This is a genomic window from Bacillota bacterium, assembly GCA_013178415.1.
Lineage (GTDB): Bacteria > Bacillota > SHA-98 > Ch115 > Ch115 > Ch115.
Map to the genome: position 1 here is coordinate 107,909 of JABLXA010000008.1, position 21,671 is coordinate 129,579.

General features: G+C 49.4%; 19 protein-coding genes. 15 read left to right on the forward strand and 4 right to left on the reverse strand.

What is annotated here, in order from left to right; all coding sequences use genetic code 11:
* Positions 1-218: 218 nt before the first annotated feature.
* The 3 genes from HPY52_08615 (at position 219) to HPY52_08625 (ending at position 3,261) form a co-directional block, all read left to right on the forward strand.
* On the forward strand, positions 219-926 hold the full coding sequence (locus HPY52_08615; GenBank protein ID NPV80325.1) for a response regulator transcription factor: 708 nt from the start codon (positions 219-221) through the stop codon (positions 924-926).
* A 371-nt stretch (positions 927-1,297) separates the two neighbouring features.
* Positions 1,298-2,185, forward strand: a complete 888-nt coding sequence (locus HPY52_08620; GenBank protein NPV80326.1) for a hypothetical protein — start codon at positions 1,298-1,300, stop codon at positions 2,183-2,185.
* On the forward strand, positions 2,176-3,261 hold the full coding sequence (locus HPY52_08625; protein ID NPV80327.1) for a nitrilase: 1,086 nt from the start codon (positions 2,176-2,178) through the stop codon (positions 3,259-3,261). The genes HPY52_08620 and HPY52_08625 overlap by 10 nt, the downstream gene beginning before the upstream one ends.
* Positions 3,262-3,308: 47 nt before the next feature.
* Here HPY52_08625 and HPY52_08630 read toward each other — a convergent pair whose 3' ends face one another.
* Positions 3,309-3,866: a flavodoxin family protein gene (locus tag HPY52_08630; protein ID NPV80328.1), complete on the reverse strand. Its 558-nt coding sequence runs from the start codon at positions 3,864-3,866 to the stop codon at positions 3,309-3,311.
* 280 nt (positions 3,867-4,146) lie between these two features.
* Here HPY52_08630 and HPY52_08635 point away from each other — a divergent pair, with 280 nt between their 5' ends.
* The 3 genes from HPY52_08635 (at position 4,147) to HPY52_08645 (ending at position 8,447) form a co-directional block, all read left to right on the forward strand.
* On the forward strand, positions 4,147-5,826 hold the full coding sequence (locus HPY52_08635; protein ID NPV80329.1) for a ribulokinase: 1,680 nt from the start codon (positions 4,147-4,149) through the stop codon (positions 5,824-5,826).
* 157 nt (positions 5,827-5,983) lie between these two features.
* Positions 5,984-7,621, forward strand: coding sequence for a sn-glycerol-1-phosphate dehydrogenase (locus HPY52_08640; protein NPV80330.1), 1,638 nt, complete (start codon positions 5,984-5,986; stop codon positions 7,619-7,621).
* 160 nt (positions 7,622-7,781) lie between these two features.
* Complete coding sequence (locus HPY52_08645; protein NPV80331.1) at positions 7,782-8,447, forward strand: L-ribulose-5-phosphate 4-epimerase; 666 nt, start codon at positions 7,782-7,784, stop codon at positions 8,445-8,447.
* A 182-nt stretch (positions 8,448-8,629) separates the two neighbouring features.
* Here the strand turns inward: HPY52_08645 and HPY52_08650 are convergent, their stop codons facing one another.
* From HPY52_08650 to HPY52_08660, 3 genes are all read right to left on the reverse strand, one after another.
* Positions 8,630-8,902: a hypothetical protein gene (locus HPY52_08650; GenBank protein NPV80332.1), complete on the reverse strand. Its 273-nt coding sequence runs from the start codon at positions 8,900-8,902 to the stop codon at positions 8,630-8,632.
* Between the two features lie 154 nt (positions 8,903-9,056).
* The gene (locus tag HPY52_08655; protein ID NPV80333.1) at positions 9,057-10,343 is read right to left on the reverse strand and encodes an alpha-glucosidase/alpha-galactosidase; all 1,287 of its coding nucleotides are present in this window, start codon (positions 10,341-10,343) and stop codon (positions 9,057-9,059) included.
* A gap of 39 nt (positions 10,344-10,382) precedes the next feature.
* Positions 10,383-11,546 (reverse strand): ROK family transcriptional regulator, encoded by a 1,164-nt coding sequence (locus HPY52_08660; GenBank protein ID NPV80334.1) that lies wholly within the window; start codon positions 11,544-11,546, stop codon positions 10,383-10,385.
* Positions 11,547-12,256: 710 nt separating this feature from the next.
* On the opposite strand from HPY52_08660, the gene HPY52_08665 reads away from it, so the two are divergent.
* The 9 genes from HPY52_08665 (at position 12,257) to pdhA (ending at position 21,636) form a co-directional block, all read left to right on the forward strand.
* Positions 12,257-13,555, forward strand: a complete 1,299-nt coding sequence (locus HPY52_08665) for an extracellular solute-binding protein (GenBank protein NPV80335.1) — start codon at positions 12,257-12,259, stop codon at positions 13,553-13,555.
* A gap of 111 nt (positions 13,556-13,666) precedes the next feature.
* Complete coding sequence (locus HPY52_08670; GenBank protein ID NPV80336.1) at positions 13,667-14,542, forward strand: sugar ABC transporter permease; 876 nt, start codon at positions 13,667-13,669, stop codon at positions 14,540-14,542.
* 1 nt (position 14,543) lies between these two features.
* Complete coding sequence (locus tag HPY52_08675; protein NPV80337.1) at positions 14,544-15,401, forward strand: carbohydrate ABC transporter permease; 858 nt, start codon at positions 14,544-14,546, stop codon at positions 15,399-15,401.
* A 296-nt stretch (positions 15,402-15,697) separates the two neighbouring features.
* The gene (locus HPY52_08680) at positions 15,698-16,738 is read left to right on the forward strand and encodes an alcohol dehydrogenase catalytic domain-containing protein (protein NPV80338.1); all 1,041 of its coding nucleotides are present in this window, start codon (positions 15,698-15,700) and stop codon (positions 16,736-16,738) included.
* Positions 16,739-16,961: 223 nt separating this feature from the next.
* Entirely contained in the window at positions 16,962-17,882 is a 921-nt protein-coding gene (locus tag HPY52_08685) for a sugar phosphate isomerase/epimerase (GenBank protein ID NPV80339.1), read from the forward strand.
* A 34-nt stretch (positions 17,883-17,916) separates the two neighbouring features.
* Positions 17,917-18,594 carry a class II aldolase/adducin family protein gene (locus tag HPY52_08690; GenBank protein ID NPV80340.1) on the forward strand — a complete coding sequence of 226 codons (678 nt, stop codon included), beginning with the start codon at positions 17,917-17,919 and terminating at the stop codon, positions 18,592-18,594.
* Between the two features lie 81 nt (positions 18,595-18,675).
* Positions 18,676-19,461 carry a sorbitol-6-phosphate dehydrogenase gene (gene srlD, locus HPY52_08695; protein ID NPV80341.1) on the forward strand — a complete coding sequence of 262 codons (786 nt, stop codon included), beginning with the start codon at positions 18,676-18,678 and terminating at the stop codon, positions 19,459-19,461.
* A 192-nt stretch (positions 19,462-19,653) separates the two neighbouring features.
* Positions 19,654-20,619: a sugar-binding transcriptional regulator gene (locus tag HPY52_08700; protein NPV80342.1), complete on the forward strand. Its 966-nt coding sequence runs from the start codon at positions 19,654-19,656 to the stop codon at positions 20,617-20,619.
* 57 nt (positions 20,620-20,676) lie between these two features.
* Positions 20,677-21,636 carry a pyruvate dehydrogenase (acetyl-transferring) E1 component subunit alpha gene (gene pdhA, locus HPY52_08705; protein NPV80343.1) on the forward strand — a complete coding sequence of 320 codons (960 nt, stop codon included), beginning with the start codon at positions 20,677-20,679 and terminating at the stop codon, positions 21,634-21,636.
* Positions 21,637-21,671: the final 35 nt, after the last annotated feature.

Sequence of the window (21,671 nt, forward strand, 5' to 3'; positions counted from 1 at the left end):
TCGACATAAATGCATAACCTCAGCTAGCGGCATGGGACTGCAGGACATGAGGTCCCGCGCCGCTTTTTTCTTTGACCTTTGCTTCGCTATGGCTGATAGATGGTAAACTTCACTTCCCTGTAAAAAATTATTAACCTATCCGTAATTCCGCTGTAATACCGCTATTCAATACTGATGGTCGAGGGGCGCGATCAAATCCGCCTGAGGTGGTCGGCTAAATGAGCAAGAAAGTCCTAATCGTGGATGATGAAGCTTCTATAGTTGAGCTTATAGATTTCGCTCTGCGTAAGGAAGGATTTGAGACCCTGGCCGCCTATGATGGCAGGTCGGCGATAAATAAGGCTTTGTCCGAAAAGCCCGATCTGATACTACTTGATTTGATGCTGCCGGAAATCAGCGGATATGATGTATTTAGGAGCATCAGAAAAGAGATGGTTGTCCCGATTGTCATGGTGACAGCTAAAGTAGAGATCGTTGATAGAGTTGTGGGACTTGAGCTTGGCGCTGACGATTATATTACGAAACCATTCAGTCCCCGCGAGCTTGTCGCCAGGGTCAAGGCGGTCCTGAGGCGATGTAGTGGTAGCAATCCGGATCCGAAAGGAAATGAGATTTGTATTGGTGACCTCAGATTGGATTTGAGACGTCGCACTGTCTGGCGGAAGGATCATCCGTTAGATTTCACCCGCAAAGAATATGAACTACTATTGATGTTCATGTCCAATCCCGGCATTGTGCTTACGCGTGAGGTGCTGTTGGAAAAAGTGTGGGGTTATGATTATGTTGGCGATACAAGGACAGTGGATGTGCATGTTGCCAGGTTGAGGCAGAGAATCGGAGATGATCCGGTCGAGCCTAAATATATAGTCACAGTGCGGGGCATTGGATATAAAATGAAAGAACCCGACATGGCAGGGACTGCATAACAGTCTGAAGCTGCATCAGTCGAAGCTGCATATATTTCTTCCTCATCCTCCTACTCAGGTTGGGGAAACCATCCCCCGAGTGGTTTCCCCAACAGCCTCCCTATGATTTCAGCTGAATATCGGTCTATGGACGATGCTCTCTATGGTTCGCGTAAAATCTAATGGGGCGGGAAACCGGGCCGCTCTTGCATATTAGGCAATCCCATGGTACAGTACTAGGCGAAAGGCAAACGCATCTTTTCCGCCAACGCTCTGGCATGTAAGTCCATGATAAGTTGCCGCGAGAATACACTTTGGCCCAACCTTAATCCGATTATGAGTATAGGTGTCCATCATCGAGAGGCCTGACCTTTTTGGAGGGAAGTGGGAGCATGGATAGGGCAATAATGGCTGCATGCATTCAACTCTCGGCCGGCCCGTATTCCTCGCCCTTAGAATTTATGGAACACCTAGATGAGCTTTTCCGGCAGGCGTGCCATCAGGGCGCTGAGCTTATAGCTTTGCCCTCCTATAGAGGCCTTGCGGTGGAGCAATGGTTGGATATTCTTCGAGACCTGGCAGGAAAGCATAAGGTATTCATCGCCGGGGCAAGTGTCACCGTTCCCACTCCGCATGGTCCCCTGAATACAGCGTATCTCCTTTCGCCCGATGGCGCCCTCATCGGCTGGCAAGGCCAGACCCATCGAAATGTAGCGGAGCGGGCATTGGGCTATGCAAGGGATAATGATCTGAGGGTATTTACCACCCCGCTTGGGCGGATAGGTTTCGTTGTCGGCTCAGATGCATGGTATCCTGAGGTCTCGAGGATTCTCGCCCTTAAGGGGGCCGAGATTTTGGTGGCGCCCATGGCGGTAGAGAAGCCATACTTGGAATGGGACCAAGTTCGTGGGATGTGGCAGGAAGTGCAGCAGAATCAAGTTTTCGCGTTGGAGAGCTGTCTTGTAGGAAGGATAGGCTCTATCGAATTTGAGGGGCGATCCACGATTTATGCCACGTGTGAGATGACTCTGGATGAAAGTGGAATTTTGAGCCGGGTTTCCGATACATTTTCCGAATCTATCTTAGTGGCTGAGCTGTCTCCCGAGGCCCTTAAGAAAACGATACAGAAATTCAATATCTTCGACCAGATGAATCTAGACCTCTATAAACGCTATTTCCCCGGGATCTACCATCGCTCGGCCTGGCCAGATCCGCAGGCTTTCGTCCAGGACAGGTCTGACTCTAGGTCAACAGGAGGGGATGGGGCGAAATGGGGATGAAAGACTGGTGCAAAGAAAAGCTCTTCAATTCCTTCCTTATGATCAAGTCTCGCCCTTCCCTGGTATCAAGAATCATCGGAGAAAAACGCATAACAAGGAGCGACAATTGCGATAGGTTGCCTTCGCCTCGCATCAGAGTCGCGGCCGTTCAGATGAAGCTTCACCTGGTAAAAGGGGCAAGAGAATACGTTGAGAAATTGTATGAGCTGACTAGACGTTCCGTTGAAGAAGGCGCGCAGCTGGTGGTCTTCCCGGAGTATTCAGGAACCCACCTCTTATCTCTTATTCCTGGTATCGAGAAAATGGCCAGCGGCACCATAGAAGAAGCCATAAGTCAGATGGTTGGAGAGGAAGTCAGAGTTTCTGAGGTGTTCAGGTCCATTTCGCCTGCGGTGAAACGAATCTATGAGACCGCTTTTTCTACGTTAGCCAGAAGATTTGGGGTGTATATCATCACAGGAAGCGCTATCCTCGAAGATGACGATAAGCGAATGTATAATATGCTCTATTTCTACGGGCCTGATGGAAGATTGATTTCCAGGCAGAAAAAGGTCCATTTGGTGCAGCTGGAATCCAAATGGGGGTTTGCAACCGGAAATGATATTCAGGTTGTGGACACTCCACTGGGCCGGCTGGCATTTCCCATCTGTATGGATGCCACATATTTCGAGACGTTTCGTATAGCCCTCCTGAAAGGGGCAGATCTCGTGATCATCCCATCGGCAAATAGCGAAGAGTATTATTTCTGGCGCACCATGCGCGGGATCTGGCCAAGGGTGCAAGAAAGCCAGGTCTATGGGGTCGGGGCCAATATGGTTGGTCATTTCATGGGAATCACCTTCACGGGAAGGAGCTGTCTGCTCGCTCCATTAGAACTCACTCCCAACCAGGATGGTTTTATCGCCAGAGCAAAGACATTCGATTCAGAGGAAATCGTGGTCGGGGAGTTTGACTATGAGAGGCTTCATGCATTTAGACGAAAGAATCCTCTGGAATTCAATGAGGATCTCTATGCGAAGTATCTACCCTCATTGTATGAGGAGGCGCAGGCAAGGAGGAATGCCGGGGAGATCTGACAAGCCGGCAGAGAGCCTTGTACCTGCGCCAGGAATTAGATCTCTGATTAATTAATCATGCTTGCCAGCCATTTGCCAGTAGCCTTGAGGATGGGTAGCTTCATTTCGAGATTTTGGCGGCGTGCCAGGACCATGTCCACCAGGTCGAAATCGCATGTTCGGACTATCTTTTCCATGCTGGCAGAGCAAGATGGCGCCCCGCCGCCTCTGCCGCCCGCGACACAGATTCCGATGGCAGGTTTATTGGCGATTCTATCCTTGCCAGTCTCGTGACTGCAAATTCGGCGCAAGCGATCAAGGAAGGCGCGCATGCTTTCGCTCAGATCACCAAAATATACCGGTGTGGCAAAGACGACCGCGTCAGCCTGCCTGATCCTGTCAACCAAGTGGGAAAAATCATCCTCGACCTTGCATTTGCCATCTGTCCGGCAGGTGCCCCAGCCATTATCCTCACACTGATGGCACCTTTCAATATTCATTTGTGGCAAAAACGCCTTTTCGGCCTGGCCTCCTTCACTAGCTATGCCCTCGAGAAATGCTTCCGCCGCTCTTGCTGTCTGCCCGTTGGGGTTACGACTTCCAAGTATCATCAGGACTTTCATCATGCTTCACCTTCCATCTGGGTTTTCTTGCATATTTCAATATGAGACAATTGCGGATTATATCTGGCAAAACAATAACGGACTATGCCCGGCAAATCAGATATTTTGCCATGGTATGATGAAATCCTGCTTTGGGACGGCCATCCTCCTGGAGAGCATGGGAGGGACTGGCGTCGGGAGAAGAGGATTTTGACCTCCTGGGCCGTATTTCATATAAGAGGTGAATGAAAAGGAGGGGGAAGGCGCATTCCTCTTTTCGGGAGGTGAACTGCGCCGGTCGCTTGTGAGTAGCTCAATAAAGTATTCAATTGGCGTGGATTTTGGGACGGAATCGGGCCGGGCGGTGCTCGTGGATGTTGCTACTGGCAAAGAGATAGCGACGGCTGTCTACAAATATTCAAATGGCGTGATCGATGAGGTCTTGCCAGATGGGAATACCAAGCTGCCACCAGATTTCGCCCTTCAGGATCCGGCGGATTACCTCAGGACATTTGAATTTACGATTCCGGCGGTTCTCAAAGAGTCAGGAGTGGACCCCCATGATGTGATAGGGATTGGGATTGATTTCACGGCCTGCACAATTCTCCCCACCTATGCAGATGGAACTCCATTATGCTTTGATGAAAGATTCAGGAGCAATCCTCATGCATGGGTGAAGCTTTGGAAACACCATGCAGCCCAGCCTGAGGCCAATAAGCTGAATGCCATAGCCCGCGAGCGGGGTGAGGGATTTCTTCCTCGCTATGGCGGCAAGATATCATCTGAATGGTTCTTCCCGAAGGTATGGCAAGTGCTAGATGAGGCGCCGGAGATCTATCAGGCCGCGGATCGTTTCATCGAAGGGGCGGACTGGGTGGTCTGGCAGCTCACTGGGGTTGAGACTCGCAATTCCTGCACCGCGGGGTATAAGGCAATATGGAGTAAAAGAGAGGGATTTCCAAGTAACGAGTTCTTCAAGGCTCTGGACCCGAGGCTTGAGCATGTTGTGGATGAAAAGATGTCGCGCGTCATCACGCCGCTGGGAACAAGAGCCGGAGGAATAACCCCAGAGATGGCCCGGAAGATTGGTCTCATCCCTGGGACAGCTGTCGCTGTGGGGAATGTTGACGCGCATGTTGCAGTTCCGGCGACAACAGTTGTTGAGCCCAACAAGATGGTTATGGTCATGGGAACCTCCATTTGCCACATGGTAGTCAGCGATGAACTCAGGCTCGTGGAAGGCATGTGCGGAGTGGTCGAAGATGGTATTCTGCCTGGTTTCTATGGGTATGAAGCTGGCCAGTCGGCGGTTGGAGATATTTTCGCCTGGTTTGTGGAAAATTGTGTCCCGGGACGATATGAACAAGAAGCCTGCGAGCGCGGCATGAATATACACGAATTGCTCGAGGGGAAAGCGAAAGCCCTTCAGCCGGGCGAAAGTGGAGTTCTTGCCCTTGATTGGTGGAATGGAAACAGGTCCATACTTGTTGATGCGGATCTCACAGGACTCCTTATTGGGTGCACGCTCGCCACGAAGCCTGAAGAGATATATCGGGCTCTCATCGAAGCAACTGCGTTTGGCACATATACGATAATCCTCGCTTTTGAAGAGAAGGGCATTCCGATAAAGGAGCTATATGCATGCGGGGGATTGCCGGAGAGGAATAAGCTCCTCATGCATATTTATGCAGATGTCACGGGCAGGGAAATCAGGGTATCAGCCTCATCTCAGACTCCAGCTCTCGGTTCAGCCATGTTCGGAGCTGTGGCGGCAGGCAAGGCGGCGGGGGGCTATGATAATATTGTGGATGCCGCAAAACACATGGCACACCTGAAGGATGAAGTTTTCAGGCCCGATATGGAAAATCATAGAATATACCAGAAGCTTTTCCGCGAATATCGCAAGCTACATGATTATCTCGGCCGCGGGGCGAACGATGTGATGAAGGTTTTGAAGGCGATAAAGGCTGAAGTTAGGGGGTAAGGCCTGTCCGGGGGGAAAGATCAACCTGAGAGGGTGAGGTTCATCTAACAGATACGATCTGCCTGAGAGATTGAGGCCCGCCCGAGAGGGAGGGCCCATCGGAGGCGCAATATCCGCCTGAGGAGGCAGGTCCGCTTGTGATCACCGGGGGCGAAGCATGAAAAATAGCATGAGACATATAGAGGAATTGTTGGGCAGGTCATTTAATTGCGAATGCGGCAGGAAACATCATGTGCCCATTCAACAGGTTGTTATAGCGGATGACGCGATGGAGCGCATGAGCGAGTTTGTCACTGCACGCATGGGTGAATTTATCGCCGCGCGCATGGGTGGGTTTGTCGGGCGGCCCAAATTCCCGGCTGGAGATTCGGGTTTAAAGGCACTTCTCGTCGCGGACCGGAATACCTATGCAGTGGCCGGAGAAGCCGCGAGGGAAGCTCTCGAGCGCGCTGGTTGCGATGTCGATGTTTTGATCCTGGGGAAAACTGACGGTAGTGTAGGGAGCGATCAGAGTGTAAGGGGCAACCAGGGAGCAGGGTGCAGCGGAAATGTCGGGGGAAATCCCGATGGCGAGGGCGATCAGCGCGCAGGGTGTAATGACGATGCTGGAGATAATCAAAATACCGCGGGCGATCATAACGTGCTCGAGGCGGATGAAGAAGCCATAAGAAAAGTCCTTGCACGGCTTTCGGATATGCCAGCGCTGGCCTATGATTCACGGGCGAGAATAGACTTCAACGATGCGGCCAAGGTCGGATCATCCAGAGCGCGTTATGGCTTTGCCATTGCCGTAGGTTCCGGGACCATCAATGATATCACGAAGTATGCCAGTTTCAAGGCAAGCGTGCCATATATCGGCGTTCCCACAGCTCCATCAATGGATGGCTATACATCTTCGGTGGCAGCGCTCTTGCTTGGCGGTTTCAAGAAAACGCTGCCAGCGGCTCCTCCCCTGGCCGTGTTCGCTGACCTATCTGTACTGGCACGGGCCCCTTCTGATATGATAGCCGCCGGATATGGCGATCTTCTTGGAAAGCTTACCGCAGGAAGCGATTGGGTGCTTTCAAAGCTCGTAAATAGTGAATATTACTGTGAATTCGCCGCCAACATCGCAAGATCCATCGCATTTGAATGTCTCGAGAAGAGTGCGGAGATCAAGGCGCGCACAAAGGCTGCCATCAAGAGTCTGACAGAAGGGCTGGTCTGGTCTGGGATAGCCATGTTGATGGTAGGCAATTCACGTCCCGCTTCAGGCGCGGAGCATCATATTTCACACTATTGGGAAATGAAATCTCTTCGTGAAGGACGGCCGCAGCCTTTTCATGGCGTCAAGGTGGGCGTTGCCGCAGTCCTTGTCGCGAAACTATATCGTGAAGTGTTAAAGCTCGATCCTGGCTCATTCGATCTCTCCAAGCTGAAGGAAAGGCACCCCTCGCGAGAAGAACGGGAGGTCAGAATACGGCGGTTTTACGGCCCCCTGGCTGAGGATGCCATCGCTGAGACCGCTGGCAAATACCTTTCCTGGGAGGAACGGGAGGCGAAGCTACGAGAGGTTTTTGGCCGCTGGGATGAGATCGTTGCTATGCTGCGGAAGATCGCGCCTGATCCAAAGAGGGTGAGGCATGCCCTGGCGGAGGCTGGTGCGCCTTGCACGCCGGATGCCATAGGTTTCAGCCGCGGCTGGGTTTGGGAGGCTTTGACGAATGCCAAGGATCTCAGGATGAGATTTACAGTCCTTGATTTTGCGGATTTGCTCGGGTGTCTTGATCAGATTGTCGAGCATCTGACTATGTAGATGGCCGGGCTTGATGGGATGGCTGTGCGTGACGCGCTTGATCGGCAACCGCACTGACATGGCGGCGCTATCTTTCAACTCTGGGTCTGGCTATTTCTATCCAATCTATAGGGAATAGCTCGACTTGGAGGCGGATAGCAGGTTGGAGGCGGATAGCAGGATGCTGGAAAGATTGAGGGAAGAGGTCTGGAAGATGAATCTGGAGTTGCCCAAGAACGGCCTTGTCACCATGACGAGCGGGAATGTAAGTGGTCGTGATTTCGGGACGGGTTATGTTGTGATCAAACCCAGTGGAATAAGGTATGAGGACTTGAGGCCTGAGGATATGGTTGTGGTGAACCTCGATGGGGAGATAGTAGAGGGCCATCTCAAACCTTCCGTTGATACCTCGACACATCTTTATGTATATAAGCACATGCCTGAGGTCGGGGGAATCGTCCATACTCATTCCCCCTACGCCACTGCCTTTGCTGCTCTTGGGCGGCCGATCCCGGTCTATCTTACCGCTATGGCCGACGAATTTGGTGGCCCAATTCCAATTGGTCGTTACGCGAAAATCGGCGGAGAGGAAATAGGGCAGGTCATCGTTGAATCAATTGGCAAGAGCCCGGCCATTCTCATGAAGAATCATGGCGTTTTCACCATCGGCCCTACACCATCGGCCGCATTGAAAGCAGCGGTAATGGCAGAGGATGTAGCCCGCACCGTTCATCTAGCCCTTCAGCTTGGGCAGCCCGATGAGATACCGGCCGAAGAGGTGGAGCGGGCGCACAGGCAATATGTTGAAAAGTATGGGCAGGCGACCGCTCGTTCCGTCAACCATTAAGCAATCATCACGCGTCTATGCTGATCCCTGATAGACATCACTTGCCAGCTAAGGTGATGAAATACTTACCCCCGGCGGCAGGGGGCCGTCTATCTGGCCTTACTCGTGCTCTGCCGTGATGAAAAGCGGGAGGTAGAATTCACGATAAAGACTGGGCGCGAGTTCTGGGGGATACTAGCTATCTACGCAGATTGAGCCTTCACTATATGGAAAGACATATCGAAATGGGGACCTTCGGAAAACCGATAATCTATAAACAGCTTGAGGATTAATGTTCTTATGGTAATTCTACTTAGAGTAGGGTGGATCCGGCCATCCAGTTCCATTAGCAGATGCCAGTTGTGCAAAATACGTTCTGCTGGCAGGGCTGCGATCTCCAAACCTCGGGCCTGAGCGTCTTCCAAAAGGTGCCTGATAGCCCGCTCAACGAAAACAGCAGAAGAGGCTACCCTCACCCAAACAAGTAGAAAGGGAGATGGCTGATGCCAGTAAGATAAAATAGGGCACCGAGAGCGACTTACAGAGGAGACTAACATAACTCTCGGTGCCTTCCTTTATCATCTTATGATGCTCCTGAAGTTCATCCTGTAGACATTCGTGCTAGTGGCTCTAGGAAGAAAACTGTGGTAAATAATCAGCTTCCAGCTCAAGAAGCTCGTCTAGTATCTTCTTCGCCGCATCTGCACTGGTGATAAGGGGGTCTAAAAGCAGGGCCTGAAGAGCTATATTGCGATCACCGGTTATAGCCGCCTCGACAACAAGCTCCTGTACCATCAGTTGCTTATTGCAGAGAGCTGCTATCCCGTAGGGTAGCTCTCCAATATGAATACCATGTACGCCAGATGCATTGACTACTGCAGGCACTTCCACAATAGATCCATTGGGGAGATTGGCTATATGACCATCATTGGGGATGTTCACCGCCAGCTCATACTGGCACGTATTCTTGAGTATCCCGCAGATTATGGGAATTGCTCGCTCTCCGGAGACTTGTTTTAGGAGCGGATCAACACTCTCTTTGCCACTATTAATACGATCAAGACGCTGCCACATTTCATCCTTGCCTTTTTCGTAGGCATCATAGTCATATCCCTTGGTTCCAATGATCTCTCCTGCGAAGGCTACATACTCTCCTGCATGTCCATCGCCTGTAGCAGGGAAGAGGCCAAATGTGTCATAAAGGAAACGGGAAAGAGGTTCAAATGTTGGGTCGTAAATGGAGAGCTTCTCTCGAAATTTTGGATAGAGATCTTCATTAGAATCTTTCTTGCGCATGTCAGTAATCCAGGTGAAATGGTTGATTCCTGCGGCAGTAAGCTGCAATTCTTCCTTGGGAATTCCCATAATCTGAGAGACGATCCTATAGCCCGCTCCTATCTGATGGCAAAGGCCTACGGCCTTGACTTTTGTATGTTTCGAAACAGCCAGACAGATGCGACTCATTGGATTAGTAAAGTTAAGGAGTAGTGCATCAGGACAGATCTCCTGGATATCATGGCAGATATTAAGGATTATGGGGATGTTTCTCATAGAATGGAATAGCGCCCCTGGTCCTCCGTTCTCCCCCAGGACATGTTTCACTCCATACTTGAGAGGTATCTGGAACTCATTCTTCCAGAGTTCAATACGGTTTACGGCCACAGAAACTATCACAAACTCTGCGCCCTTCAGAGCTTCTCGCCTATCTGTTGTGGACTCGATCACCAGTTCAGCTCCAGACTCCTTGACCATCCTGCGAGCAGTGTTGGTTATGGTCTCCAGATACTCCGCATTGACGTCTACCAGGGTCACTGTGCTGCCCTTAAGATCTTCACCAGCATGGATAATGTCGCATAGAGTCCCAAGCCCGAAAACAGCACTTCCCGCTCCAATAAGAACAATCTTCGTACGAGGCATTTGTTACTCTCCTCTCCCTATGATGGTTTTTGGGAACATTCATATCTCCATATCATCTCTACCAGCTCTAAGCGCCACTGCCAGGGCCCCAAATACACCTGCAATGGTACCAAGCTTTGAAGGTACTACCTTCGGGACATAAGGCACATGTGCCTCAATAATGGCCACAATTTTCTCCAAAAAGGAGGAAATAGCGAATCCAAGAGCCCCTCCTATCACCACTATTTCAGGGTTAAGGACACTTATAATGTTTATCAATGACATAGCAAAGTATGTTATTGTCTCATTTATTATCTCCTGCGCTATGTCATTATTGTTTAATGCGAGTGTAAACACAGTCTCTGCGTCCCTCTCAGGCGGCAAAACCATGTCAGGTGCTATGTTATTCTGCTCGAGTCTATGTACCATGGCAGTGACTATCCCTTCCCCGGCAATTCTACTTTCAAGGCTCCCCTTTTCCTTAAAGGTGTCCCTGAGGAAGTCTTCTCTGATTACCATAAAGCCTGTCTCGCCCGCTGCGCCATTGGCTCCACGATAGAGTTCTCCATTGATGATGATCCCGCATGAAAACCCAACACCTAGATTTGCGAATACTATATTTCGATACCCTCTTGCAGCACCTTTCCACTTCTCTCCGATTACCGCCATATTTACGTCATTCTCCAGTATTACAGGTACCTCAAATTTCTCTTCTAAGACGCTCTTGAGGGAATGATCTTCATTATCAGCAATAAAAGGGCTCCGAAACGTATAGCCACGATTTGCATTCACAATGCCAGGCACTCCTACTCCAATAGCTAAAAGCCTTGAGGGATCTATTCCGCTTTCTCCGATAACATGTTCAATGGACGTTTCGACCCTTGTGAATACCTTCTCCACACCTTGATAGGCAAAGGTAGGAATCTCCACCTTACTGAGCATCTCACCGCCAATATTGCTGAGAGCGACCCGTGTATACTTGCCTCCTACATCAACCCCAATGACATAACCGATATCCCTGTTGTATTCCAATAAAGTAGGCTTGCGACCCTTTCCAGATATGTTAGGAGTGACCTCCTTTATAACTCCGGAAGGAAGCATCTCCGCTATACTGGCAGACACTGTCGGGAAACTAAGATGTAGGCGTTCAGCTATCTGTTTACGAGACAGAGGGCCTTCAGTCCTAAGCAATTTTACAATAGCGCGCTTACTTGGGCTACTCATTTGACTCCCATTCCCTACACTTGAGATCTATAAACAAGTTTGAGAACCAATACCATAATAAGCCTCGATAATAAAGATTGCCAATCCTGCTGTTGCATTGCATCGAACGGTTCCTTTGCAAAACATTTTGATTCCACCTACAAGCAACTGTCAGATCTCCGAATCCCAGTCACGGCCTGAACCTGGCCTGTTTTGGTCGCACACATACACGCTGTTATGTAATTTATTTGAAATCGTCTATTATGCACGGGCATAGTCTTATGGCTTATCTAATTTCCTTTATTATTATTCTAAAGTCATCTTCAAAATCCTTCAAACAAAATAAAATCTAGTGATCAGAGAATACCATGTGTGGCGCTATTCACACAAACTCTATCCATATAAATTAAGGCATAAATTAGGGCAAATTGAAGCAGGAAATTATAAGGCTACATAGAATTTTATTGTCTGATAGATAGTTTACTGGGTGACAAAGGTAAAGCTTATTGAATGTACCCGCCTTTTCAAAATAGTAGCGGGCTCAACTTTTGAACGTTTGAGATTTTATGTTGCATGGCCGGCAAAACGTATAGCTTAAGGGGCGGGTAGTTATTATAGTCGTCCATAATAAGGCTTTAACTCATAATAAGGGAAGGGGGTGAACAGTAGTAAAATTCCTTTTGCGACTTTATACTCTGACTTTATCCTTTATCATTGGGGAGGGCTAGAAAATGAAGATGAAATCAAAGATTCTGAGAAGCCTGGTCACTTTGGTCCTACTGGTTCTTGCTTTTACTACCATAGGTTTCGCTAAGGAAAAGGAACAGGTGGAGCTTAATACCATTAGCGGTCCTGGAGGCCTGGATATGATGCTACAAAAATGCCGGGAATTCCAGGATAAAACAGGAGTCAGAGTTAATGTTACCGTCGTACCTTACGGCCGAGATCAAAATGTAAAGCTTATCGCATCGTTCATGGCAGGCGGATCTCAATATGACGTCTTCGTCATAGACTGTGTGGAAGTACCACAATACGCTGAGGCGGGATGGGCCCTACCTATAGATGAATACCTAACCCCTGAGATGAAAAAAGATCTCTTGCCCTTTGCTGCTGACGGAATGATGTATAAGGGGCGCTGGTATGGCCTACCATGGGCTTCAGAATGGAAGTCTTTCCTCTATAACGCCGCTAAGCTAGAAAAAGCGGGGTACAAAAATCCACCAAAAACCTGGGCGGATCTCATCACCATCTCTAAGAAACTTCAGGGAGCTCGTCTCGTGAAGTATGGAACCGCATGGTCTTGGGCAGCTAAGGAATGTCTAGTCTGTGACTTTACAGCAATTGCCGCTACATTTGACGCCAAGCTATTTGATGATGCGGGGAGCCCGTTATTCGACAAAAATAAAGCAGCCAAGGCCCTTAAGTGGATGGTCGACTCCATTTATGAGCATAAGATCACTAACCCGGCATCAACCATGTGGACCGAAACCGATGTCAATAAGGCTATGGAAGCAGGTGATGTAGCCTTTGCACTTCGCTGGGGACTTCCTCTTGTTCCATTAAACGACCCGTCAATATCTAAGACAGTAGGACAATGGCGTATTGCCTTAATGCCATCCGAAGATGGCAACCATCCTTACACAGTGTCCGGTCCTATGGGCTGGGCAATAAGCTTCGGAACAAAGCATCCTAAGGAAGCCCTGGAATTCATATTCTTCAGAGCTGGTCAGGCAGGAGCAAAGGATGCTGCCATTAATGAAGGCGTGGTTCCAGGCTGGGCTTCTTTGTATAAGGATCCGGAGATTGTGAGCAAGATCCCTCAGCTAGATACAATGCTAGAGCAAGCAAAACACGTAGTGAACAGGCCCAGAGTCCCATGGTACCTGGACTTCACAAATTCATTTGCTGTGGAGTTAAGTGCAGCCCTTACGAGACAGAAGACTCCCGAAAAAGCGCTAGCGGACGCCGCGAAGAAGGCTATTGAAATTCGCGGAAGCTATGAAGCAAGAGTGGAAAAGGTTAAGAAATAGTCTATTCTGAGCATCTATATGCATTATATTATGGAATCTGCTCCATGATAGCTGCCATCCAGGTGGGGTGGTTCTACACCCCACCTGGGGCTACTAGGAGGATATAAAGCTATGTCCAGGCGGACTCTGGGGTATCTGCTGGTATTACCTGCTGGTCTAGTAATTGGAGCTGTACTTATTTATCCAATAGTGTATTCAGCATATATCAGTTTTTTTGAGATGTTCATTGGACCAGGTACTTTGCATCTTATACCAGTGGGCTTCAAAAACTACATTGATACAATCAGGAGTCCACAGTGGTGGGGTGCATTTGCAAGAACGGCATATTTTGTGCTTTACGATATCTTGGTGGGAATGAGTTTAGGCCTTGGAATCGCAATTCTGCTAAATAGAGAATTTAGACTAAGAGGGGTAGCCAGGGCTCTAATTCTCTTCCCTTACGTACTTCCTAGCATAGTGCGTGCTCTCATGTGGAAATGGATATCTAATTCAGACTATGGCTTTCTCAACGGGCTACTTTTTCAATTGGGGCTGATAGACAATTATATCCCATGGCTTTCAGACCCCAGGTTGGCCATTCATATGTTGATACTTATCAATATTTGGGAAGGAACCCCATTTGCCATCCTCATGTATCTGGCCGCACTTCAAACCATACCAAAGGAATTGTATGAGGCATCAGAGGTCGATGGGGCCACTTCATTTCAGATGTTTACAAAGATAACCTTCCCCCTCATACTACCCACTACGTTCCTATTAGTCGTAATGAAGACTATTGCTACATTTAAAGTTTTTGATCTAGTGTATGCCTTAACTGGTGGAGGGCCGGGGGAGAGCACTCAGGTTATATCCCATCTTATATACACTACAACCTTCGGGTCCTTGCAGTTCGGCAAAGGTGCAGCAATGTCCTATATTCTTTTATTTATTATTCTGCTATTGGTCATTCTATACTCCAAGTTGTTTGGAGGGGAGGCAGGATGGTAGAATGTCAAGCAGGTCATCTAGAAACACCATCAGTGGAATTATAGCTATAGTTCTTACGATTCTCGCCATGGTATGGACATTACTTCCCATATGGTGGACTTTTCAAACAAGTATTTCGCCGGAGGCTGATATGACCTCAGTTCCTCCCCGATGGTTCCCTTCAAAGGTTAATCTGTCTTATTATTGGAGCCTCCTTTTTGAGAAGGCAGGGACAGTTACAGCCTTTAGGGCAGGTACCTTGAACAGCCTGGTTATCGGTATTGCTGTATCGACAATTTCAATATTATTAGGTTCCCTTGCAGCTTATGCTATAGCGAGACTAGGTGTGCTTTCAGGGAAGTGGGTTATCTTGCTGCTACTGTTTGCGCAGATGATTCCTCCTGCGATATTAGTTACAGCCCTCTATGTCATTGCATTAAAATTAGGGCTTCTTAATACAAGACTACTTCTCATAATCATATACACGGCACTATCTCTGCCCATGACTATATGGATCCTGAGGGGGTACTTTCTAACAGTTCCCTTGGAAATTGAGGAATCGGCCCTGATAGATGGATGCAGTCCTCCGCAGATACTTTTTCGAATAGTGCTCCCTCTTTCCAGATCGGCCCTATTTGCTACGGGAGTGTTTACCTTTATTTCTTGCTGGGGCGAATTTCTAATGGCTCTTATATTTACCAGTGATCTATCAGCAAAGACAATACCGGTTGTTATAGCTGAACTTATGGGAAGATTTACTGTCGATTATGGCCTTATGTGTACAGCTGGAATTATAACCTCCATACCCCCTGTGCTTTTGGCATTACTATTCCAAAGGCTCCTAATACAGGGTCTAACCAGCGGAGCTGTAAAGGGCTAGAAATATCTATACATGCTGATCACAGCGATCTAATAGCCCCTGGTGCCCCGGGGTAACCCGGGGCTTTTGATTTCTATGCCAGAAATTTCGGGTTTAAGAAGGAAATCTCAAAGCTTTGTTGAAAGAACAATATTGATGCACGAATGTTACATATTGCACGAATGTGCGTTGATTTGCCTTTGGCAAAATTCCATGATAGCTGTTTATGCTGGCCTGGCCGGCGTCATTTAATCGGGGAGGTTGCTGAGCATAGATCGATATCGATTTTAGATAGAAAATAGCGGGGGTGCATGGAGATGAAGGCGGCAGTATTTCTTGGGCCCCATGAGATGGAAATGCGAGAGATTGAGATTCCGAGACCAGGTCCGGGAGAAGTCCGTATCAAGGTTATGGCCTGTGCGGTATGCGGGACTGATGTAAGAATCTATAACCATGGCCATCACAATGTAAAACCCCCGCAGATAATAGGCCATGAGATCGCGGGCGTAATCGACGAGGTGGGACAGAATGTCAAAGGCCTTGCAGTCGGGGATCATGTCGTAGTAGTTACCTCTGTCCCATGCAATACATGTACCCACTGCCAGCGAGGAGCCCCAAATCTCTGTCTGAACTTCACGGCCATTGGATATCATTACCCCGGCGGATTTGCTCAATATCTGATCATGCCTGAAGAAGGCGTGAGATCAGGAAATGTGATAAAGATCCCAGATTCCCTTCCATTCAATGAAGCCACCCTTGTTGAACCCCTATCCTGCTGCATCAATGGGCAAGCCTATCTAAACATAGGATTGGGCGATAAGGTTCTGATAATAGGAGCAGGGCCGGTAGGGTACATGCATGTAGCTTTGGCAAAGGCTCAGGGAGCTACAAAGGTCATGTTGGCAAATAGATCAGAAGAGAGACTAAAGATCGCCGGGGAATTCGGTGTCGACAGAGCTATTCCTTTGGGAAAGGAAGACCTTGAGAAGGTTGTGATGGAAGAGACTGACGGCAATGGCGCCGATGTGGTCATAGTAGCCTGTTCATCAGGGAAAGCGCAAGAGGATGCCGTCAAAGTAGCGGCAAGGCAGGGGAGGATCAGTCTTTTTGGGGGGTTGCCGAGAGATAACCCTTATATCAATTTCAACAGTAATACCGTCCATTACAAGGAAATAGCTATCTTTGGAGCATTTGGCTCGTTCAATAGACAATATAGGCAGGCCCTGGAACTCATCACATCAAAGAGGATAGATGCTTCAAGATTCATCACGGCCACTTACCCCCTTGAGAAGATCACCGAGGCCTTGGAGATGGCGGAGAAGGGTAAGAGGCTAAAAGTTGTCGTAAATCCGTGGTGATCAGATTCCAATCCATGAAGATGGAGTTTTTTGCGACCTACTACTACTTTGAAAATAGCTGAGCGCCATTTTCATTTTTCGTTGGTGCCGCCCCGGCAGCATGGAGGGCTACCCTGAAAATAGATGACCACCATTTTCATCCTTCTGATGGTGCCGCCGCAGCGGCATGGGGGGTCTACTTGGGATTAGGATGCGGATTCCAGGATGAGAGGGGAAATTACAAATGGCGAAGCTACATTTGGGGGTCAACCTATGCTGGGCAAGGAAGCGCTGGCCTGAGCCTGATGAGTGGATGAGGCTCACCAGAGAAAAGCTGGGCCTAAAATATGTGGAATATTGTTCTGATATGCTGGATCCATTTTTTACTTCTGAACCAGGGCGGAGTCTCGCAGCGTTGGAAATAAAGCAAAAAGCGAAGGAATATGGCATTGTCGTATTCGATTATTATACCGGCCTTGCCCCTCACTGCATGAACCTCCTCTCTCACCCGGATTTGGGGGCGCGGAGTGATGCTTTACGATGGTGCGAGGAAATAATCATGCTGGCCAGCAAGATGGGGGCTTCTGGGATTGGCGGGCATTTCGACACGATACCCGACCGCATCTGGAGAGATCCAGATCTGAGGGAGCTGTACAAATCTAATCTTATAGCCGCCTTCCAGTATTTATCCCGTGTCGCAAAACTCCAGGGGCTGAATTTCATCCTCTGGGAGCAGATGTATACCCCAAACGAGATTCCATATACCCTAGACGAGGCACAGGAAGTATATGAGAGGGCCAACGAGGGCGCAGATGTCCCCATATACCTTACTGTTGATGTAGGGCATGCCTGTTGTCTGAATTACCCCCATAAACCAGAGGACAATGACCCATATCTTTGGCTCAAGAGATTCGCCCATATCTCGCCAGTGATTCACTTGCAGCAGACTGACGGGAAGAGCAGCCATCATTGGCCGTTCACCGAACAATACAACCGAGTTGGCATCATTCATCCTGAGAAGGTTGTGGAGGCCATCGAGGCATCTGGTTCAAAGGAGAACTATCTGATGTTCGAGATCTTTCACTCCTTGGGAACCAATGAAGAACAGCTCCTTGGGGATCTGCAAAGGAGCATAGAATACTGGCGCGAATGGGTGACGGATTAAGGCCGGGAGGTCAATGAGATTAGGGGGTGGCTAGATGCCAGTGAATCATACGCTTCAAGACGCCAAGTCTGTCAAAAGAGAGCTTGCGGACTACGGTCGTCGGATCATGGAGCGCAATCTGGTGGTAGGGCCAGGGGGCAACATCAGCGCCCGCTGTGGAGATACGATCTACGTGAAGCCAAGCGGATTCGCCTTTGATGAGCTTGAGCCTGACGATTATATCGGGGTAGACCTGCGTACGGGCGAAATCACTGAGGGGTGCCACCGGCCTACCTCGGAGATCCTGATGCACCTCAAATGCTACCTCGTTCGGGACGATGTCCGGGCGGTCGTGCATGCCCACCCTCCCCTCGCTACCGGAATCGTGAATGGGGGAGGGCGGATCGAGGCTATATGGCCGGAATTTGTGGCCTTTATAGATAAGCTGCCTGTAATAGGATATGTTGTCCCGGGAGGGAAGGAGCTGGCCGAGGAAGTAGGCAGGGAAATCCGGGAAAGTAATGCCGTGATGATGGTGAATCATGGTTGCCTCACCGTGGGGAGAAACCTCAAGGAGGCATTCCTCCGGGCAGCGCTCATAGAAGAGACCGCGCGGTGCATACTTGCATCATATGTGGTTGGAAGGCCTAGATTCCTTTCTCAGGAGGAGATTGAAGGAATCAAACGTCTTGAAGTCGAGGACTACCGTAAGGCGCTTCTGGCTGGCTCATGATGTTAGTGGTTTCCATATATCAACATCAAGGTCGAAATCTCCCGGCGTTCAACATCAAGATCTTGGAGGCCGTGAAAAACCATGTCATACCAGCGGTTTACGGGCAAGGTTGCCATCATCACAGGGGCGGGGCAGGGTATAGGCAAGGGGATTGCCATGAGATTTGCCAGAGAAGGAGCAAAGGTGGTAGTCAATGATATCGAACTCGCCCGCGCTACTTCAGTTGCCCAGGAGATCGAGAGCCTCGGACAGCAAGCTATGGCAATCAAGGCCAATGTGTCGGAGAGTGCTGAGGTCAGGCAGATGGTGGAGGCTGTGGAGGAAAGATTTGGGCAGATTGATATCCTTGTGAATAATGCCGGTATCTGCAAACCCGCCTTTATAACTGACCTTTCTGAAGAAATCTGGGATCAGACGATAGCCATAAATCTCAAGGGCACATTCCTATGTTCCAAGACAGTGGCAGAGGTGATGATCCGTCAAAGGCATGGAAGGATCATAAATATGAGCTCCAAGTCCGGAAAGCAAGGAGGGCTCTGGCTGGCGGCCTATTCAGCATCGAAATTTGGGATAATAGGCCTGACCCAGAGCCTGGCCATGGACCTCGCCCCATATGGAATTACCGTGAATGCCGTATGCCCTGGGGTTGTCTTTACGCCTCTCTGGGACGACCTGGCCAAAGCTTATGCAAAAAAGTTAAAACTTCCGGAGGAGAAGGTAAGGCCTTATTACGTTGAAAAAATACCTCTTGGACGGGAATGCACCCCGGATGATGTAGCGAATGTGGTGGCTTTTCTCGCGTCCGATGAAGCTAGCTATCTTACCGGCCAGGCCATAAATGTGGCAGGTGGGCAGGAGATGAGATAGGGAAGATTTGAAGTCGGTACGGGGGAATGAGGTAGAGATACGCCAGAAGCGCGCGGAAAGGGGCGCGCTAAGGCTCATCCATGCCGGCGCATGGTGAAGTTAGCTGCTCAACGTCTGAAGGTTGGGGTCCCCGACATCGCGGGATTCGATGAGGAGCCTGAAGTGCAATGAGCGCTAATTTAGGTGGATGCGATGGATATTTCTGAAAGAACTGCATTGATAGTAGAGATCGCCCGGCTTTACTATGAAGAGCACAAGACGCAGGAAGAGATAGCGAAAGAAATGGGGGTTTCACGTTCCACGATTTCGAGGAGCCTGAAGAGGGCCCAGGAAATAGGCGCAGTTCAGATACGGGTGGTGGATCCATATTTCGAGTGTTCCAGCACTGTAGAGGCCCTCAGGACCCGGTTCGGCCTCGAAAGGGCCATCGTTGTTCCAGTTTCGCGGCAATCAGATGAATCCATAAAACGAGACATTGGGAGTGCCGGTGCTGATTATCTAATTCGTGTCGTAAGGGATGGCATGGTCCTTGGGGTGGCGCAGGGTACCACCCTGGAGGAACTTGTTGATGCGATCAAACCTCGTGGAAGCGTCAGGCTCAAGGTAGTCCAGTTGGTCGGTTCCCTTGGACGGTCTGCCGCTTCTATTGATGCAAACGAGCTATCTCGTCGCATAGCTGAGGCATTCAGGGGTGAATGGTATCTTCTCCCTGCCCCTGTAGTGGTGGAGAGTTCCAGCGTGAGGGGCGCTTTGCTGAGGGAGCCAGCCATCAGGGATATTTTAGAGATGGGCAGAAAGGCCGATGTGGCGTTGCTTGGAATAGGGGCCTGCGATGCCAGTTCTGTTATGGTTCAGAGAGGGTATCTTACCGTGAGAGAGGTTGAAGCGGCAAAAAGGGCTGGAGCTGTTGGTGATATCTGCGGTCGGTTCTATGATATTCAGGGAAGGCCATGCAAATCAGACTTTGATGATAGAACCATTGGTATCACCCTGGAAGATCTGCGGGCGATAGCCAAAAGAATCGGGGTAGCCGGCGGACGTGGGAAGGCGGCTGCCATTTTGGGAGCTCTCCGAGGACGCCATATCAATGTTCTTGTGACAGATGAGATCGCTGCGAGAGAGGTTCTTGCTCTTGATGGATATAGACCAGGCGAATGAAAGGAAGTGGGAGGTATGGCAGTAGGAGCTTCGGATATAAAATCTAGAGATCCGGAGATGGATAGTATCCGAAAGGAGTATCTTGGTTATTATCGCCAGATGCTTCAGATAAGGAATTTTGAGGAGAAAGTGTTGGAGCTCCTCATGCAGAATATCATTGATGGCGGGTCTCACCTCTATTCAGGGGAAGAGGCTGTAGCAGTTGGAGCTTGCGCAACGCTCAGAAAAGATGACTATATAGTGAGCACCCACAGGGGGCATGGTCATTGCATTGCCAGAGGCACGAGCATAAAGGAGATGATGGCTGAGCTCCTGGGGAAACGGACAGGATGCTGTAAAGGTAAAGGTGGCTCACTGCACATCGCTGATTTCAGTCTGGGCAATCTTGGCGCAAATGGAATAGTAGGTGGCGGAATTCCCATTGCGACAGGCGCCGGAATATCCATAGTCATGCGAAAGACTGATCAGGTAGTCTTATGCTTTTTTGGGGATGGCGCTGTGAATCAGGGAAGCTTTCATGAATCTTTGAATATGGCGGCCATATGGAAGCTTCCGGTCATATATATCTGTGAAAATAACCTCTACGGCATGTCTGCTGCTGTTAATAGGGTATTTCCCATCGAAGACCTCGTCATCCGAGCTCAGGCGTATAACATGCCCGGTGAGATCGCGGACGGAATGGATGTTCTTGCAGTCAGACAAGCTGTCCAGCGGGCGGTTGATAGGGCAAGGCGCGGTGAAGGGCCAAGTTTCGTAGAGTGCAAGACATATAGGTACCATGGGCATTCAAGAAGCGACCCGCGCGTCTACCGGACGAAAGAAGAGGAAGAACTGTGGCATAAGCGGGACCCCATAATCACCTTCAAAGAGCGGCTGTTAGGTGAAGGGATAGCAACTGCTGATGATCTTTCAGAGGTTGAGAAGGATGTGGTCAGGGAAATCGAAGAGGCTGTGCAATTCGCCCTCGACAGCCCCTGGCCTGATCCAAGTGAGCTCTATGAGGATCTGTTTAGTTGACTGGGAGTTCCGGTGAAGGCGCCACAGAAAGGCGC

What these genes read in the sequence shown, in the direction of transcription:
- HPY52_08615 (NPV80325.1), top strand. Translation starts at nt 219, where the DNA reads ATGAGCAAGAAAGTCCTAATCGTGGATGATGAAGCTTCTATAGTTGAG.
- HPY52_08620 (NPV80326.1), top strand. Translation starts at nt 1,298, where the DNA reads ATGGATAGGGCAATAATGGCTGCATGCATTCAACTCTCGGCCGGCCCG.
- HPY52_08625 (NPV80327.1), top strand. Translation starts at nt 2,176, where the DNA reads ATGGGGATGAAAGACTGGTGCAAAGAAAAGCTCTTCAATTCCTTCCTT.
- HPY52_08630 (NPV80328.1), bottom strand. Translation starts at nt 3,866, where the DNA reads ATGATGAAAGTCCTGATGATACTTGGAAGTCGTAACCCCAACGGGCAG.
- HPY52_08640 (NPV80330.1), top strand. Translation starts at nt 5,984, where the DNA reads ATGAAAAATAGCATGAGACATATAGAGGAATTGTTGGGCAGGTCATTT.
- HPY52_08645 (NPV80331.1), top strand. Translation starts at nt 7,782, where the DNA reads ATGCTGGAAAGATTGAGGGAAGAGGTCTGGAAGATGAATCTGGAGTTG.
- HPY52_08655 (NPV80333.1), bottom strand. Translation starts at nt 10,343, where the DNA reads ATGCCTCGTACGAAGATTGTTCTTATTGGAGCGGGAAGTGCTGTTTTC.
- HPY52_08660 (NPV80334.1), bottom strand. Translation starts at nt 11,546, where the DNA reads ATGAGTAGCCCAAGTAAGCGCGCTATTGTAAAATTGCTTAGGACTGAA.
- HPY52_08665 (NPV80335.1), top strand. Translation starts at nt 12,257, where the DNA reads ATGAAGATGAAATCAAAGATTCTGAGAAGCCTGGTCACTTTGGTCCTA.
- HPY52_08670 (NPV80336.1), top strand. Translation starts at nt 13,667, where the DNA reads ATGTCCAGGCGGACTCTGGGGTATCTGCTGGTATTACCTGCTGGTCTA.
- HPY52_08675 (NPV80337.1), top strand. Translation starts at nt 14,544, where the DNA reads ATGTCAAGCAGGTCATCTAGAAACACCATCAGTGGAATTATAGCTATA.
- HPY52_08680 (NPV80338.1), top strand. Translation starts at nt 15,698, where the DNA reads ATGAAGGCGGCAGTATTTCTTGGGCCCCATGAGATGGAAATGCGAGAG.
- HPY52_08685 (NPV80339.1), top strand. Translation starts at nt 16,962, where the DNA reads ATGGCGAAGCTACATTTGGGGGTCAACCTATGCTGGGCAAGGAAGCGC.
- HPY52_08690 (NPV80340.1), top strand. Translation starts at nt 17,917, where the DNA reads ATGCCAGTGAATCATACGCTTCAAGACGCCAAGTCTGTCAAAAGAGAG.
- srlD (NPV80341.1), top strand. Translation starts at nt 18,676, where the DNA reads ATGTCATACCAGCGGTTTACGGGCAAGGTTGCCATCATCACAGGGGCG.
- HPY52_08700 (NPV80342.1), top strand. Translation starts at nt 19,654, where the DNA reads ATGGATATTTCTGAAAGAACTGCATTGATAGTAGAGATCGCCCGGCTT.
- pdhA (NPV80343.1), top strand. Translation starts at nt 20,677, where the DNA reads ATGGATAGTATCCGAAAGGAGTATCTTGGTTATTATCGCCAGATGCTT.